Source organism: Tabrizicola sp. TH137, from assembly GCF_002855575.1.
In the GTDB taxonomy this organism is placed as follows: Bacteria; Pseudomonadota; Alphaproteobacteria; order Rhodobacterales; family Rhodobacteraceae; genus Paragemmobacter.
Genome location: NZ_PKRQ01000022.1, coordinates 1 through 16,105 on the forward strand (window position 1 = coordinate 1; position 16,105 = coordinate 16,105).

The following is a 16,105-nucleotide window of genomic DNA, read 5'->3' on the forward strand; positions in this document are numbered from 1 at the left end:
GCTGCCTCGCAACGAACGGTCTGACAGAACGTCAGGGGGGTCAAAATTGGACGCCGATACCCCGCCTTAGGGGGTCAAAATTGCACGCCGAAACACATTCAAGGCGCGTGTGGCGTTGGAAGCCGTGAAGGGAGAGCGCACAGCGTCGGAACTGGCCCGCCGAATATGGCGTGCATCCGACGATGATCCATCAATGGAAGCGGTCGTTTCTGGAGGGTGCGGCAAGCATCTTCGAACGCGGCAGTAAGGCTGCAGTGGCAGCCGAGGTTGCCGAAGAAACGGTGCGCGACCTGCATCCCAAGATCGGAGAACTGGCTGTCGCTAACGATCATTTGTCGAGAAAGCTCAAGGTGATCCTTCATTGCCCGCAACACCGCGCCCCGTCGTTGCATCGGCGTCGTCAGGGCTTTCCCAGCAAATCTTTCAGAACCACATTGTCGAGCATGGCATCCGCCAGCAGGCACTTGAGCTTGGCATTCTCGTCTTCGAGCTGCTTCAGCCGCTCGGCGTCGGAAAGGCCGATCCCGCTATACGTGGCCTTCAGCTGGTAAATGGTCGCATGGCTCAACCCGTGCTTTCGGCAGAGATCGGAGGTCGGCAAACCAGTCTCCTACTTCTTGATCATCCCGATGATTTGCGCCTCAGTGAAACGGCTTCTCCTCATCTCGTCTGCTCCTTCTCAGGTTGGGCCGACTCTACATCACAGCGAGGGAACTTCCAGGGGTCAGGTCACCGGCAGCGGTGCGTGAGACGGTCGAGCAAGGCCGTAGCCATCTAGGCGTCACCGAAGACCGTGGCCCATTCGCTGAAGCTGAGATTGGTGGTGATGGCAACGCTGGTGCGGCTGATGAAGGGCATGGGGATTGAGGGTGTTATCCGAGGAAAGCCGCACCATACGACGATCCCGGATTACAATGCACCGTGCCCGCTGGACAAGGTGAACCGCCAGTTCCGGGTGCCTGCGCCGAACAGGCTGTGGGTATCGGACTTCACCTATGTCGCCTTCGTTATCGACGCCTATCCCTTGCCCGTGTTTCCGGCCTTGGCGATGCTGGCGGCAGATCGGTTCCTTTCCAGTCTGAACCTTAGCTGCGGCTTGGCTCTGGGAGCATTGGCGGTGGCGGTCATCGGGCTTGCCGTTCTGGCGAGCCTAATCGCTGTCCTGACCCGCGACAGATCATTCAACGCGACTGCCTTGGTGATGGTGGCAGGTGGCCTGGTCAGCGCGGCGCTGTTTGCCCGCCAACTGGTCAGCGGCCAGCCGCATCGCCCATCTCGAAGCCGATGTCGAACGCTACATCACTGAGATGGTCCGCATCGACCGGCAGGAGGAAGGCGAGGCAAGGGCCGGAAAGGTCGAGCATCTGTCCGGCCGCTATGGCCGCATCCGACAGGAGATCGCGCGGCTCAAGGAGATGGACCAAGCCCTTGCCGACGCGCCGGACGGCCAGATCTCCCTGACGGACCCCGACGCCCGCGCGATGGCGACCAGCGCTCGGAACAGCGGCTTGGTCGGCTACAATGTGCAGAGTGCTGTCGATGTCGAGACGCATCTCATCGTCGCGCATGAGGTCACCAATCAGGGCTTCGACCGCGAACAGCTCAGCCCGATGGCCATCGCGGCCAAGGCTGCGCTTGGACGGGACGAGTTGCATGCCATCGCCGACAAGGGCTACTTCAACGGCCGCGAGATCCTGGCCTGCCATGAGGCAGGCATCACCATGACCGTGCCGCGGCCCGCGACCTCGGGCAATGCGGCCAAGGGCATGTATGTGAAGGCGGACTTCGTTTACGACGCCGAACGGGACGTCTATGTCTGTCCGGCTGGCGAGGACCGGACCTACCGCTACACGACCGAGGAACGCAGTATTCCAATCCGGCGATACTGGATCAATGGATGCAAGACCTGCCCGCTCCGCACCAATTGCACGACCGGCAACGAGCGGCGGATTTCACGCTGGGAGCGAGAGGATCTGGTCGACGACATGGATAGCCGCCTTGGGCGGGACCCGGACTATATGTCCCTCCGCCGCTGCACCGTCGAGCACCCGTTCGGCACGATCAAGGCGTGGATGGGCGGCACCCATTTCCTGACGCGAAGGCTGAAGAACGTCCGCAGCGAGATGGCGTTGAACGTTCTGGCCTACAACATCAAACGAATGGTTGCCCTGCTCGGCGTCAGAGGGCTGATGCGCGCGATGCAGGGGTAATCTGCATCATTCTGCGCTACATCGGGCCGACCAGCGGACGTCAGAACCCGGTCCCAGGGGCGCGGTGAACGCGATGTGCCCTCACTGCGAACCTGATCTCCGGAAATGCTGGGATCACCCACGCCCCTGACGTCGCTACCGCGTTTCCACACAGCCTCGGCCCAGAGCAGACATTGGCCCCTGTATTCTGGCATCACCACTGACCTAGTTTCGTTTAGGCCTACCCATCATAGAGGGCCTTGGGCTTCGCCGTGCAGAGCATTGATCTTGGCTGCAGAAAATCTGACGACACCTTAACTAAGTTCTTCCCGGCCTTATGCTAGGGAGAGTTGAATGTAAGGCCATCCGCGACCACGTGATCTCTTCTGACTGACTTCACGCTTTGGTGACTTGGTGCGGGAGATTTGAGGCGCTTGTGTAACGAAATGAAATCGGTCGCGAATAGGCAGTTAGGGAATGCGCAGTTAAATGGATGATTGGAGCAACCTGCTGGCCGCCGCGAACGCGGGTGATAACAAGTCCTATGCTACCTTTTTGCATAAGATAACGCCGGTCCTGCGAGGTGTCGTCCGGGCAAGGGGCGGCGGCCTGAGTGATGCGGCGTGCGAGGACGTGCTACAAGAGGTGTTGCTTGCGGTGCACCTGAAGCGGCACACTTGGCAGACCAATGCGCCGGTGCGGCCGTGGCTCTACGCCATCGCACGCTACAAGGTCGTCGATGCCTTCCGTGCGCGGGGTGGCAAGATAGAAGTGCCGATTGAGGATTTCAACGAGATTCTCGAAGCCGAGGCCGGACCCGACCCGACCGAGGCTGCGGACATGGCCAAGATGATCGGGCTTTTGGATGATCGGTCGGGCCGGTTGGTCCGGATGATCGGGATCGAAGGGGCAAGCACGGCCGAGGCTGGGCGGGTCTTGAACATGACAGAAGGAGCGGTTCGGGTTGCTCTGCATCGCGCCTTCAAGACACTGGCCGCCCTACGGGAAAGGCATCTGAAATGAAAACCGAAGAACTCATCGCGGCAATGGCCGCCGACAGCCGGACAGAACCGCCCCCAAAGCTCGTTCTTTGGCCTGCTCTGGCCCTTGCGCTCGTCGCGGCGATGGTCTCACTCAAGTTGAGCCTCGGATTTCGAGACGATCTCCTGCAATCTTTGGTCGAGCCGGTTGCAGCCATGCGCTACCTGCTGACGGCGGCGTTGGGTTTGCTGGGCATGCGCCTCGCGCTGGTGCTAGCCCGACCGGAAGGTCGACGCCTCGCGCGCATCTGGCCGGTCATGGTGCCGGTGGTCGCAGCGCTTGGGCTTTTGGGCTGGGCCTATGCCTCCACCCCGGCCGATGGCCGACAGATGGCGCTTGTAGGCAAGACCATGGTCACCTGCTTAGTGACAATCCCCCTTCTGTCGGTGTTGCCGGTGGCGGCAATCTTTCTGGCGCTGCGCCGAGGCGCGACCACAGCACCGGCCTTCGCAGGCTTTGCTGCGGGTATCGGCGGCAGCGGCTTGGCCGCGATGATCTATGCCATGCATTGCACCGAGGACAGCCCGCTGTTTTTTGTCACCTGGTACGGTGTAGCGATTGCGGGGGTCGCTTTGGCCTCGACACTGATCGGGTCGCGGGTCCTGCGCTGGTAACGCCTTGTCCTGAGGCGCGGGCGCCAGAGCAAGGCGGCGGACCAGTCCATCGTCATTTGTGCCCAGCCCTTCGGGACGCCGTGCCTGGCTTCGTGTCGGGCAAAGCTGAGGCTGGCCCCCGGCGCACAGCGGGTCCAGTGCTTGATGGAACAGGTGCCAAGACTACGCTTTTCAGCAGAGCGTGTCCGATGGGTAGCCGTTGACCCCAAGCCAGGTGCCCATAGCGTCAAAGACGTTGCCCTCGATGAAGCCTCGCATGATCTTGCGTCCCGGATGGGGGAGTGGGGTCGACCTTGCCGTGGGCATGGAACACATGAAACGACGTCTACAACGGCGCTCGCAGTTCCTTTCGGGAAACAGATGGCCACAGATGAGACTTCAGCGGCTTCTGCCTTGGGGTTCCCTACTTGCTGTCGCGTCGCGCTGATTTACGGTTTTGCCCGGTCCTGCTTGTAACGGTGCTGTTTCGGCAAGCGAAGTGCCGCAGGTCGGAGCAGCCGATGCAGCACATCGCCGAAAGGACCTGCCATGAAAAACCGGGTTGCCGCCTTGGCCATCGCCGCAATGGGACTGTTCCTGCACGGCACAGCAATAGCCCAGACGCAGACATCGCCAGACATACTCGTTCTAGGCGACTCTCAGCTATCTTTCGGAGCGGGTGAGGCCTTTGTTACGATCCTTGAGGAGCTGAGGGGCGCTTGCGGGCTTTCTCGCGACACGACTGTCGGCGTCATCGGTGTACGCTCAAGCAGTCTGCAGTCATGGACGTCATCGGGACGCTCGGCCAAAGGGGCAATCTGCGACATCGACCCGAAGTGGAAGGTCAATGCCGGTGCCTACGGAGTGCTCTCCCAAGGTGCAAACCCCTATGTCCAGATCGGACAAGGCGAACGGTTCCAGTTCTGTCATGACGGCCTTTCTCCCCTTCAGGCCGTGTTCAACGAGGGGTATTACCAGCCAAAGCTCTTGATCATGTTCCTGATGGGCAATGCCACGCGACGCTGGGCTGCCAGCGCAGAGGATGCTTTGCAGGATGCGCGTGCTTTCATTGCCGATTTGCCTGTGGATCAGCCTTGCATCTTCATGACGTCGGCCCCGACCTATGGCGAGAAGTCCGTCCGTCTGCGGCAAGTGGCACAGGCCAATATCGAGGCAGCTTTCGCAACGGCTGGTGGGCAGTGCAGCTTTGTCGCCGGGCTGACGCCGGAGACCATCCGTGAGAACCTTGGTAATGCAGCAAACTTCCGGCGGTCAGCCTCTGGCCGGGTGAAAGACCCCCTGCACCCGACCGAAAGTGCAGCGCATCGGTTCCTGACCCTACAGCGCGACGCACTCTGTGCGGCGCTTTCTGCCCAGTTGGGGCACGAGAAATGACACCCTCCCATCGGTATCACGTCTCCGCGACCGGACTGACCCCTCGGTAACGCCGCTCTTTCATCCTGCGAATGGACAGGCAGACAAAACAGGAGTTTTCGATGTTCAAAGCCACCGCCCTCGCCTTTGCCGCCGGAATGATGGGAACCGCCTTTGCGGGTGATCAGTATGTCGACAAGACCGGATTTGCGGTTTCAGGTTATGATGTGGTGTCATACTTCGACCTGCCGCAATCCGAGGTGGGCCAACCGCAAGCATCCCCCTTGCCCGGCAATGCGGCGATTACGGCAGAGTTCAACGGCGCGACCTTCGCCTTTGCCACGGCGGCGAACCGCGACACCTTCCTTGCCAATCCGCAGGCCTTTGTCCCGCAATACGACGGGCATTGCGCCTATGGCGTCTCGAAGGGCGGCAAGGTTCCCGGCAACCCCATTCTGTGGCGGATCGTCGACGGCAAGCTCTACCTCAACATCACCAAGAACGTGGTCGGCTTCTGGGAATCCGACATTCCCGGCAATCTCCGGAAATCCGAGGCAAATTGGCCCGGCATCGAAGCCGATGAGGCTTCGACAGCCAAGATCCCGGATTTCGTTTCTGCGGCCCCGGTTACCAATTGATCGGGAACGGAACTTGACCATCACCGATCCGACCCAGAAGAAAGCGCAAGCCCTTCGGGGCCTGCGCGTGCTTGATCTGTCGCGCATCCTCGCAGGCCCTTCGGCGACCCAGCTACTTGCAGATCTCGGGGCCGAGGTGATCAAGATCGAACGTCCAGGTGCAGGCGACGACACGCGTGGATGGGGACCGCCCTTTCTGTCCGATGAAAACACGCGCGAAACGGGCGTCAGCGCCTATTTCCTGTCTGCCAATCGGGGCAAACATTCGGTTGCGATCAACATTTCCGATCCACGCGGGCAGGCGCTGGTGCAGGGCCTTGCCGCGCAGTCGGATGTCTTGGTCGAAAACTTCAAACCCGGTGACCTGGCGCGCTACGGTCTGGATGCACCAAGCCTGCGCGCAGCCAATCCGCGCCTCATTTACTGCTCGATCACCGGTTTCGGCCAGACCGGGCCGAATGCGCAGCGCGCTGGATACGATTTCCTTGTGCAAGGCGAAGCCGGGTTGATGAGCCTGACAGGCGTGCTCGATGGCCCCCCTCTAAAGGCGGGCGTCGGCGTCGCCGATCTGATCTGCGGCATGTATGCCGCAGTGGGCATCCTTGCTGCCGTCGCTTCGCGGCACAAAAACGGACAGGGTCAGCATATCGACCTCGCGCTGATGGACGCGCAGGTAGCGATGCTCGTCAATCAGGGGGTGGGATATCTGACCGATGGGCGGATCCCGCCCCGGCGCGGCAACGATCACCCCACTATCGTGCCCTACGGCACCTTTCCAGCCAGCGATGGCACCTTCATCCTCGCCATCGGCAATGACGCGCAATTCGCCCGTTTCGCCGCCCTCGCCGGTGCACCCGGGCTTTCGACCGATCGACGCTTTGCCACCAATGCGGCCCGTGTGCGTCATCGCGAAGTGCTGATCCCCCTCATCGCCGTCCTGACGGCAGGACGGACGGCGCAGGACTGGCTGTCGGTCTGCACGGCGCAAGGCATCCCGGCAGGCCCGGTCAACGACCTTGCACAGGTCTTTGCCAGCCCGCAGGTCGCAGCGCGAGAGATGACGGTGCGCATGACCCTTCCGACGGGCACTTCGGCGACCTTGATCGGCAACCCTCTGAAGCTGTCGGAAACTCCCGTGACCTATGCAAAGCCGCCCCCCGCGCTGGGGGGCGATACAGGCGCGGTTCTGACCCGCCACCTTGGCCTGACACGGGCGGAGCTTTCGAACCTCGCCGCCGCAGGCGTGATTGACGGAGATCTTGACCCATGACGACAACCGGCGCGGACATCATCGGCAACGCCCTGGCCCGGGCCGGGGCCACCCATGCCTTCGGCATTCCGGGGGGCGAGGTACTTGCCCTGATGCAGGGGCTGGATGCCGCAGGCCTGCGCTTCGTTCTGGTCAAGCACGAAAATGGCGGCGGCTTCATGGCCGAGGGGCATTGGCACATGACCGGGGCGCTGCCCGTTCTTGTCGCGACGCTGGGCCCGGGCGTGGCCAATGCGGTCAATGTCGTGGCCAATGCGATGCAGGATCGTGTGCCGCTGATCTTCCTGACCGGCTGCGTCGATGCGGCCGAGGCGGAGACCTATACCCATCAGGTCTTCGACCATCAGGCGATGCTGCGTCCGATCGTCAAGGGCAGCTTCCGTCTCGCCTCGGGTGCCATCGGCGCCGGTATGGCCAAGGCGATCGCCCTTGCCACCTCTGGCCAGCCGGGACCGGTGCATGTCGACGTCCCGATCGCTGTGGCCGAAAGTGCGGCTGACGAGACATCCCCCCTTGGCCTTTGGAACGCTGCCCCCGGGCTGCCGCCTTTGGACGATCTGACACGCGCTTTTGCCGCGCTTCTGGCTTCCCGGCGCCCCATCGCCATCGCAGGCGTCGATGCGGTGAACGAGGCCGCCGGTCCCACCATCGCCGCCTTCTGCCGCAGCCATCGCATCCCGCTTATTACCACCTACAAAGGCAAGGGCTTGCTGGACGAAGATGATCCGCTTTGCCTTGGCGGCGCGGGCCTGTCGCCAAAGGCCGACCGTATCCTGATGCCGCTCATTGCGCAGGCCGACACTGTCCTACTCATCGGCTATGATCCGATCGAAATGCGGATCGGCTGGCGCAACCCTTTCGGGCCCTCACAGACCGTGATCGACATCGCCCCGATCCGGCGCGACCACGGCATGCACCGCGCCGATATCCCGCTGATCGGCGGGATCGCCCTCACGCTCGATGCGTTGCGTCACGACATGCCCCAACGATGGAGCGAGGGCCAGTCGGACGCCGCCCGCACCGCACTGAAGGCCGCCTTCACAGGCCCTGATGAATGGGGCCCGCACGCCGTTTTCTCAACCTTGCGGAAGGTCATGCCGCCGCAGACCGTCATCACCGCCGATTCCGGCGCGCATCGCATTCTGCTGTCCCAAATGTGGACCTGCCCCGAACCCCGCCAGATCCTGCAATCATCAGGTCTTTGCACAATGGCCTGCGCCGTGCCCCTTGCAGGTGGTGCAAAGTTGGGACGGCCCGATGCACCTGTCCTTGCCTTCGTTGGCGATGCCGGGCTTGAAATGGGGGCCGGCGAACTTGCCACCCTCGCGGCACAGAACCTGCCCGTCCTGATCTGTGTTCTCGTCGATCATAGCCTGACCCTGATCGAGATGAAGCAGCGCGCAAGCCAACGCCCCAACCTTGGGGTAGACTTCGGAGGACCGGGCCTGGGCACCGATTTCGCGGCCCTCGCCCACGCCTTCGGTGGACATGGTGTCGACGTATCAGACAGCGCCACGCTGGCCACCGAGGCACGCGCCGCGCTTGGCCGCGACCGCTTCACCCTGATCGCGGCACATATCCCGCGCCGGGCCTATGACGGGGCCTTCTAGGGCAGGTGACGTAACGACCGCGTGAGGCAGAAGTCATAATCCTTTCCGGCTGTAACAAAGCCGGCCCGGACAGCGAAGCGCACTATGTCCGCGCCTGCAAATGCCGGTCTCCGCCCCTGCAGGCCTTCACCCCGCCGTGAAAGGTTTGCCTATGCCGCTGTCAGATGACCTGAGTGGAATGCCCACCTCGCTTTCACCGGACTGCATCGGCGACTGGAACAGGGTGATCAGGGGTATCCTCTCGCATGCGGCGAGCACCGGCCCCGATCTGAACCGCGTGCTTGCAGCCCATCCCGATTTCGCGCTCGGTCAGGCGATCCGTGGCATTTCCTGTCTTCTGCTCGGCCGCGCCGAGATGGTGGAGATCGCACGTCAGGCCTATGCCGCCGCGCTGACCGGGGCACCGGCGACGATGCGGGAAATCGCTTTCGTCCACGCTCTTGGCGACTGGCTGGCGGGCCGCCCGTCCCGCGCGGCCGCGCGCATGGAGGTGATCCTGCGCATGAACCCGCGGGATGCCTTGGCGATGAAGATGGTGCAGGCCATCCATTTCGTCATGGGCAGGCCCGAAGCGATGCGCGCCTCGGTCGAAGCCATCCTTCCGGCATGGAACGATCACCCCGCGCGCGGCTTCATCCTTGGCTGTCATGCCTTCACGCTCGAGGAAACCGGGGAATTCGCACAGGCCGAACGGATCGGTCGTGAAGGCGTCGCACTTGCCCCGGATGATGCCTGGGGTCTGCATGCAGTGGCCCATGTTTATGAAAGCACCGCCCGTGCCCGCGACGGGCTCGACTGGCTAAGCGGCCGCGAAGCCGCATGGGCGCATTGCAACAACTTCCGGTTCCACGTCTGGTGGCATCGCGCGCTGATGCATCTCGACCTCGGGGAATACGAAACCGCATTGGCGCACTACGACGCCGATATCCGTGCCGAAAAGACCGACGACTACCGCGACATCTCGAACGCGGCCTCCCTACTTGCGCGGTTGGAACTGGAAGGCGTGGAAGTCGGCGATCGGTGGGAGGAACTGGCCGAACTGGCCGAAATACGTGCCACCGACGGCTGCCTCGCCTTCGCGGACCTGCACTACATGCTGGCCCTCTGCGGGGGAGAACGGGATCAGGCTGCCGCCCGCCTTATCGCCCGCATGCAGGCCACACGCCCCGCGGCGCATGAAGCGCAGCGCGTCATCGCCCATCCCGGCCTGCACATCGCGCAGGGACTGCAAGCCTTTTCCGGTGGGGAATATGCCTCGGCATGGATGCACCTGCGCGCCGGACGCGCCGACCTGCAGCAGATAGGCGGCAGCCACGCGCAGCGTGATGTCTTTGACCGGATCACCATCGAGGCCGCCCTCCGAAGCGGCTACGCGGATGCAGCCGAAGCCTTGCTTCGTGATCGGATGTTACGTCGCGCAGGCACCATCGACGGCTATACCGCCGCGCGCCTGTCCCTGATCGAAGCAGTCCGCGTGAAAGCCGTTTAAGATGAATCCGGCCCGAAAGCAGCGCGACATTCGCCTCGATTTCTTTCGCGGGCTCGGCATGTTCATCATCCTCATCGCCCATATCACCGGCAATCCTTGGGCGCTCTGGATACCCGCCCGCTTCGGCTTTTCCGACGCGACCGAGATGTTCGTCTTCTGCTCCGGCATGGCCTCCGCGCTGGCGTTCGGGGCGATCTTTTCCCGGGCAGGCTGGATTCTGGGGACTGTCCGCATCCTACATCGGGTCTGGCAGGTCTACTGGGTGCATCTGGGTGTTTTCTTCGTCACTCTCACCCTGATGCTGGCGCTGAACATGACCGGCCTTTTCCCGCGGGACGAGGTCGGGGCGCTGAACCTCAAGCCTTTTCTCAACAATACCGGGCCGAACCTGATCGGCTTGCTGACCCTGACTTACGTGCCGAACTATTTCGACATCCTGCCGATGTATCTGGTGATCCTCGCGCTTATCCCCGTGATGATGGCGCTTGCCCGGCAGGATGTGCGGCTAGCGCTGGCGGCAAGCATCGTGCTCTGGATCGCTGCCACCGCCGGGTTGAACTTTCCGGCCGAACTCTGGTTCATCAAGCCGTCTGACCGCCAATGGTTCTTCAACCCCTTCGCGTGGCAGCTTGTGTTCTTCACCGGCTTCGCGCTGATGGCGGGCTGGCTTCCCGCACCGCCCGTCAACCGCGCGCTGATCTGGCTTGCGGTCGGGATCGTGATCTTCTCGGTGCCCTTCGCATGGGGCAAGGTCTTCACCCAATTCGACTTGCTGCGCGAGATCCGGAAGTCTGCCGCTCCCCTCTTCAACAAGACCGATTTCGGCATCCTGCGCTACATCCACTTCCTCTCTCTGGCCTATCTTGCCTGGGTCGCCGTCGGGCCAGATGGCGCGCGACTCAGCCTTGGCGGCTGGGCCGGAGGCATCATCGCCACCATCTGCCGCGTGGGTCAGCAGTCGCTGGCTGTCTTCGCCGCCTCTATGGTGCTGGCGCGCGTCCTTGGCGCCTTTCTGAAACTGGCCGGAAGCGGCCCTCTCGCCGCCCTCGTGGTGAACCTTGCGGGCTTTGCCCTGATCATCGGCGTGGCTTGGATAGCTGCCTATTTCAAAAGCCAACCGTGGAGGACAGCACCGGTCCGAACCGCCCAAGCCGGGGCTGAAACGCCTTGGCAATCCCGGGTGCGGTCGTGACCTTCTCACCGCGTCAGCTTCGGCCCGGCAGCATCGCGCCAGAACCGCTGCAGATGCCGGACCAGAGCCTGACGGCATCCTTCCGTGATCCGGCCGCACCGGGCCTGAACAAAAGCAGGCAGGTCTTGGCCTGTCGGGCCTTTGTGCTTCTGCTGCCGATCTGCGGCACGGTCGCACTCACCGGACATTGGATTGACTGGTTCGCGATGGACGGGAGGCTGACGATGGCCGAGGCGCTGCTCGCCGGGCTGTCAGGCTTTGCCTTCTTCTGGATGGTCCTTTCGGTCGGCACCGCGGCACTCGGCCTCTGCTGGAAGCCTCGATCGACCGCGCTCCCCCTTCACGGGCTGAAGGTCGCAATCCTGCTGCCGATGTATGGCGAGCCCGCCGCAGAAACCATCGGCAATGCCGTGCAGCTTCTGGCCAGCCTCCCCCACAAGGGCAGGCACGCTTTCGCGCTGCATATCCTGTCCGACACTCGATCGCCGGCGGCGGCCCTGCTCGAGGAAGCCGCCGTCGCAGCAAACCGACGGCAATACCCGGGCCTTTCTCTGACCTACCGCCGCCGCGCTCGGAACATCGACTACAAGTCCGGGAACATCCGCGACTGGGTGATCACGGAAGGCCACGCCCATGACGCCATGCTGATCCTTGATGCCGACAGCGTCATGGGGTTCGAAACCGTGATCCGGATGACCGATGAAATGGCACGGGAAACGGGCCTCGGCCTGATCCAGACCATCCCGCGTATCCTGCCGGGCAAGACTGTCTGGCAGGGGCTGCAAAGCTTTGCCTCCAAGGTTTATGGCACCAACATGGGGCGCGGCCTCGCCATGTGGACGGGCAGCGAAGGAAATTTCCTCGGCCATAATGCTCTGGTCAGGATAAAGGCCTTCGCCACCTCGGCCGGCCTTCCATATCTGCCCGGCGTGGCCCCGCGAGGTGGTGTAATCCTCAGCCATGACTTCGTCGAAGCCGCCCTCCTGCGCCGCGCCGGATGGGGTGTGCAGATGATGCCAGAAGCGGAAGACAGCCATGAAGACACGCCCGAAACCCTGATCGGCCACCTAAAGCGCGACCAGCGCTGGTGTCAGGGGAACCTGCAGCATATCCGACTGATTCTTGTTCCCGGCTTGCATCCCTTGTCACGTTTCCACCTCTTGCAAGGGGCGATGGCCTATCTTTCGTCAGTCTGGTGGCTCCTGCTGCTTCTGCTCTGGGCACTCACCAACCAAATTGGAAACGCAACCCTTGCTGCACCGCTGGTGCCAAACGGGCCACTGGCCTCCCCGCTCCCAACTGCCAGCATCACTGGCGTGATCGTCGCAACGCTCGTCGCGCCAAAGCTTCTGGGGATCCTTGCCTATATGCGCAGAAATGGGCTGCCCCTTACCGCTGCCCCGCGTTTTGCCGGTCTCGTAATGGCTGAGCTTTTCGTCTCTGCGCTCCTCGCCCCGGCCATGATGGTGCACCATCTGCGAGCGGTGCTGCGCATTCTGAGGGGGCTTGATGGTGGCTGGATGCCGCATGCCACGGGCCGCTCTGGTCTGCGCACCCTTCTGCGCTTTCATGCCATCGAAACCGGGCTTGGCGCAGCGCTTGTGTCCCTGTCCCTCGCCGGACAGATCAGCCTCTGGCTTCTGCCCATCGGTGTCAGCCTCTGCCTGACCATTCCTTTGGCGGCTCTGATGCAGATGCCTCGCTCGGCCTTCATGCGCCACAAAGACGAAGGGCACGCCGCATGATCCCCTCCTTCACCGCGCTGGCCGTCACCTTCGCCTCGATTTTCTGCGCCTCCATCGCCGCAGCCGGGTGCAACGGCGATCCTGAGCCATGCCGATTGACCGATGGCACTTATCACCTCGTCCTTCCGAAAGGCACGGCTGGCCCCCAACCTGCTGTCCTGCTGCTGCATGGCTACGGTGGCGAAGGGGCGGAGTTCGTCCGCAATGACGGGGTGGCCCGGCAGTTTCTCGCGCGCGGCTATGCCGTCATCGCTCCGGATGGCCAACCGCGCGAGGATGGCAAGGGCCGGTCATGGGACTTTCATCCGAACCGCCCCGCAACCCGCGATGAAACCGCCTTTCTGCTTGCCGTGGCGGATGATGCGGCCGCGAAACACGGCCTGAAACGGGATGAAATGCTACTGGCCGGATTTTCGATCGGTGGATCGATGACAAGCTATCTTGCCTGTGTGAACCCGACTGCCTTTGCCGCCTTTGCTCCGGTTGCAGGCAGCTTCTGGCGCCCGCATCCGGCCAGTTGCGCAGGTCCGGTCAGGCTCTTGCATACGCATGGCACCGCAGACCGGACTGTTCCTCTTGAAGGACGCCAGATCATGCCCGGTTTCGTGCAGGGCGATGTGTTGGAGGCGGTGCAGATCTGGCGCAAGGCAAATGGCTGCAAGTCAGAGGTTGCCGACAGAACGGCAACCCTTGGCCCGTTTTCTATTCAACAATGGACAAATTGCACCCCCGGCACAGACCTTATCTTCGCCTTGCACGAGGGAGGGCATAGTATCCCGAAGGGCTGGGCGCCGATGGCTCTGGACTGGTTTGAAGCGCTAAAGTGAGCATCCCATCGTCGGGTGATCCCGGGATATCGAGCAAGCCGTCCCGTGTAGTCCGGCGGGTGGCCAAGTGACTTTCGATGTAAGGATCATAGAGGCGCTTGGCACAATGTGCCCACATTGGACGGTCCCGAAGGAGATCATCACGCGGTCTATCTGGAAAAGCGGAAATCTCTGGGCCTGCTTCGTGGTTGCCTTGGGCTTCGTGGGCACGGCGTCCGCGCAGGATGAGACTTTCCATGTGGCCGTTCAGGCGGACTATGCCAACCCGACCGACCGCTATCCTCATAACATCATGGGCAGTCTTTCTGCCCATACTGATCTCGTGGTCACTTTGAAGCCGTGCCAGAACTGCGCCGAAAATCGAGTGTTGATTTCCACTGAGAGCTGACCCGGGGGGGATGCGGACAAAAACTTGGACTGGTTTCACGGCATAAGGCCGAGGCTTTTTCGGTATTCTATGGGGCTGAGGCCGCCAAGCGACAGCTTGATGCGCGCTTCATTATACCAGTGGACGTAAGCATCCACGGCGTCGATGAACTGAGTGAGAGTGACGGCCCGCCAGTCACGCGGATAAAGGAACTCGGTCTTGAGGCGGCCGAAGAAGCCTTCGCATGCGGCATTGTCTTGCGAACTCGCCTTGCGCGACATTGAACGTATGATCCCCGCTGCGTTGACACGCTCCAGCCAGCCAGGCCAGCGATAATGGCCTCCCCGATCACTGTGGATGATTGGCCGCACGTCGCTGTCTGCGATGGTCTCCAGCGCTGCATCTAACATGGTGTTGGCCAGACCCGCATCCGGTTTGGTCCCGATAGCCCAGCTGATGACCATCCCGTCGAAGCAATCTATGATCGGCGAGAGGTAAACCTTGCCCGCACGGATGTGGAACTCGGTGATGTCGGTCAGCCATTTTTCGTTTGGCGCAGAGGCCTGGAAGTCACGGTTAATGATGTTCTCCGGCGCCGGGCTGATCTCACCCAGATATGAACTATAACGCCGCCGCCTGGGCTTTGGGACGATCAGAGCTTCCTGTTTCATAAGGCGCCGGACCACCTTCTCGGAGATCGCGATGGAATGCCGCGTCAGAGAGGCTGCGAGCCGGCGAGAGCCGTAGCATCGGCGGTTGCTTTCAAAGATGTCCACCATGACACGGCGCACCGGAAGATACTTATCTTCCAGAGTGATACGGGCGCGGTGGTAGAAATAGGAGCTTCGCGCCAACCCTAACCGCATCAACAGCGCCGATGGCCTATACTGATCTTTTAGGGCGACGATCAGCGTGGTTTTTTCCCGATTGCTCAGGCACTGCAGGTCGCCGCCAAGATCCTTTTTTATCAGGTCGCTCGCAGTCTTGAGCAGGTCATGCTCAATCTGGAGTTCGCGGATATCGCGCTGCAATGCCGCACGCTGGCGCTCCAGTTCTTCAATCTCGGGGGGCACGTCAGCACTCTTCTTGCGTCTCATCGTGGCAGGAGCCTCCGCACCAAGGAACTGGTTCTTCCAAGCATAAAGTGTCGGACGACTGACGCCGACCTTTTTCGCCAAGGCCTCCGCACTTTCTTCGCGGCAATAAAGGCCTACCACGGCAGCCTGCTTCACGGTAGCGGAGTGATCACCTCGTCCACGGGCCCCGCCCGAGACCGTCTTGGTCTCAGGAAATGCAGCGCGCACCCATGCAGTCAGCATCGCTCGACCGGGATAGCCTAACGCACGCATCGTCCATGAGATGCAGCGCCCATTGCTGGCGTAGTGCTCCAGTGCAACCTGCTTTTGAGCGTCCGAGAATTTGGGCGGTCGCGGGGCTGACCCTATCGGTAAATCCTGAATGCGCTCGTATTCGCGATACCAGCACCTTAGCGTATTCTTCGTCGGGTATCCCAGCTCGCGGATGGTCGCCTGCACCCGCTTGCCAAGCTTGATGTAGAGCGCCACCGCCCTCATCCGATCTTCGTAACTATGCATGAACTATCTTCTAGATAGTCCAACTTTTCGTCCGCATCCCCACCGGGTCAGCTCTCAGTGGAAATCAACATCCTGACCCTAGGGTCAGGACCCATTGATCTTCCTCTTGCAGCATGATTCAGGCTCCGCAAGGAGACTGAACGATGAGCAACCTATTCTGGCTGACCGAGGCGCA

At 62.0% G+C, this 16,105-nt stretch carries 12 protein-coding genes and 3 pseudogenes; 13 read left to right on the forward strand and 2 right to left on the reverse strand.

Features of this window, described 5'->3' with window-relative positions; genetic code table 11:
* Window positions 1–350 precede the first annotated feature (350 nt).
* Window positions 351–664: pseudogene (locus C0V75_RS22160) on the reverse strand (transposase); the annotation flags it as partial.
* Window positions 665–820: 156 nt separating this feature from the next.
* Here C0V75_RS22160 and C0V75_RS22170 point away from each other — a divergent pair.
* The 13 genes and pseudogenes from C0V75_RS22170 to C0V75_RS22230 all read left to right on the forward strand — a co-directional run.
* A pseudogene (locus tag C0V75_RS22170) lies at window positions 821–1,021 on the forward strand (IS3 family transposase); the annotation flags it as partial.
* 235 nt (window positions 1,022–1,256) lie between these two features.
* Window positions 1,257–2,210, forward strand: a pseudogene (locus C0V75_RS22175) (transposase); the annotation flags it as partial.
* Window positions 2,211–2,678: 468 nt separating this feature from the next.
* Complete coding sequence (locus C0V75_RS22180; protein ID WP_101923156.1) at window positions 2,679–3,212, forward strand: sigma factor; 534 nt, start codon at window positions 2,679–2,681, stop codon at window positions 3,210–3,212.
* Window positions 3,209–3,844 (forward strand): NrsF family protein, encoded by a 636-nt coding sequence (locus C0V75_RS22185; RefSeq protein ID WP_101923157.1) that lies wholly within the window; start codon window positions 3,209–3,211, stop codon window positions 3,842–3,844. The genes C0V75_RS22180 and C0V75_RS22185 overlap by 4 nt, the downstream gene beginning before the upstream one ends.
* 528 nt (window positions 3,845–4,372) lie before the next feature.
* On the forward strand, window positions 4,373–5,218 hold the full coding sequence (locus C0V75_RS22190; RefSeq protein WP_101923158.1) for an SGNH/GDSL hydrolase family protein: 846 nt from the start codon (window positions 4,373–4,375) through the stop codon (window positions 5,216–5,218).
* Window positions 5,219–5,319: 101 nt separating this feature from the next.
* The gene (locus tag C0V75_RS22195; RefSeq protein WP_101923159.1) at window positions 5,320–5,835 is read left to right on the forward strand and encodes a YHS domain-containing (seleno)protein; all 516 of its coding nucleotides are present in this window, start codon (window positions 5,320–5,322) and stop codon (window positions 5,833–5,835) included.
* Between the two features lie 13 nt (window positions 5,836–5,848).
* Window positions 5,849–7,105, forward strand: a complete 1,257-nt coding sequence (locus C0V75_RS22200) for a CaiB/BaiF CoA transferase family protein (protein WP_371410719.1) — start codon at window positions 5,849–5,851, stop codon at window positions 7,103–7,105.
* Window positions 7,102–8,715 carry a thiamine pyrophosphate-binding protein gene (locus tag C0V75_RS22205; protein WP_101923161.1) on the forward strand — a complete coding sequence of 538 codons (1,614 nt, stop codon included), beginning with the start codon at window positions 7,102–7,104 and terminating at the stop codon, window positions 8,713–8,715. Before C0V75_RS22200 ends, C0V75_RS22205 begins: the two co-directional genes overlap by 4 nt.
* 157 nt (window positions 8,716–8,872) lie before the next feature.
* Window positions 8,873–10,204 carry a tetratricopeptide repeat protein gene (locus C0V75_RS22210; RefSeq protein WP_101923167.1) on the forward strand — a complete coding sequence of 444 codons (1,332 nt, stop codon included), beginning with the start codon at window positions 8,873–8,875 and terminating at the stop codon, window positions 10,202–10,204.
* A gap of 1 nt (window position 10,205) precedes the next feature.
* On the forward strand, window positions 10,206–11,396 hold the full coding sequence (locus C0V75_RS22215; RefSeq protein WP_101923162.1) for an OpgC family protein: 1,191 nt from the start codon (window positions 10,206–10,208) through the stop codon (window positions 11,394–11,396).
* Window positions 11,397–11,449: 53 nt separating this feature from the next.
* The gene (mdoH, locus tag C0V75_RS22220) at window positions 11,450–13,141 is read left to right on the forward strand and encodes a glucans biosynthesis glucosyltransferase MdoH (protein ID WP_101923163.1); all 1,692 of its coding nucleotides are present in this window, start codon (window positions 11,450–11,452) and stop codon (window positions 13,139–13,141) included.
* Complete coding sequence (locus tag C0V75_RS22225; protein WP_101923164.1) at window positions 13,138–13,968, forward strand: PHB depolymerase family esterase; 831 nt, start codon at window positions 13,138–13,140, stop codon at window positions 13,966–13,968. The genes mdoH and C0V75_RS22225 overlap by 4 nt, the downstream gene beginning before the upstream one ends.
* 67 nt (window positions 13,969–14,035) lie before the next feature.
* Complete coding sequence (locus tag C0V75_RS22230; protein ID WP_143710503.1) at window positions 14,036–14,356, forward strand: hypothetical protein; 321 nt, start codon at window positions 14,036–14,038, stop codon at window positions 14,354–14,356.
* A 35-nt stretch (window positions 14,357–14,391) separates the two neighbouring features.
* On the opposite strand, the gene C0V75_RS22235 is transcribed toward C0V75_RS22230, so the two are convergent.
* Window positions 14,392–15,930 (reverse strand): IS3 family transposase, encoded by a 1,539-nt coding sequence (locus C0V75_RS22235; protein WP_101923166.1) that lies wholly within the window; start codon window positions 15,928–15,930, stop codon window positions 14,392–14,394.
* Between the last annotated feature and the right edge of the window lie 175 nt (window positions 15,931–16,105).